Origin of the sequence: Halalkalibacter sp. APA_J-10(15), assembly GCF_023017105.1 — a bacterium.
In the GTDB taxonomy this organism is placed as follows: domain Bacteria; phylum Bacillota; class Bacilli; order Bacillales; family Bacillaceae_D; genus Halalkalibacter.
The window spans coordinates 1-366 of sequence record NZ_JALKEV010000072.1 but is presented as its reverse complement, the minus strand read 5'-3'; the positions used below and the strand labels follow the sequence as shown (position 1 = coordinate 366).

1 rRNA gene is annotated in these 366 nt (G+C 50.0%); it reads right to left on the bottom strand.

Going from position 1 to position 366, the window contains the following annotated elements:
• Positions 1 to 108, bottom strand: a 5S ribosomal RNA gene (rrf, locus tag MW695_RS22315); the annotation flags it as partial.
• Positions 109 to 366: the final 258 nt, after the last annotated feature.

Sequence of the window (366 nt, the reverse complement as noted above, 5' to 3'; positions counted from 1 at the left end):
ACGTCCTACTCTCACAGGGGGAAGCCCCCAACTACCATCGGCGCAGAAGAGCTTAACGACCGTGTTCGGCATGGGAACGGGTGTGACCTCTTCGCTATCGCCACCGGACTTTGAACATCAGATAACCGTCGACCTTCTTCGTCAGCTGCATCGTTCATGTCCTCACGTATTCCTCATACGCTCCGGGCATTCCCTCTTTGCTTCCTCGAATGTCTTGGTTCTCTTTGTTCACTATATGGTTGAAAGAAAGATTCCTTCAAAACTAGATCATGGAATGTGAAACACGTCAGAATTTCTTGGATAAGTCCTCGACCGATTAGTATCTGTCAGCTCCACGTGTCGCCACGCTTCCACACCAGACCTATC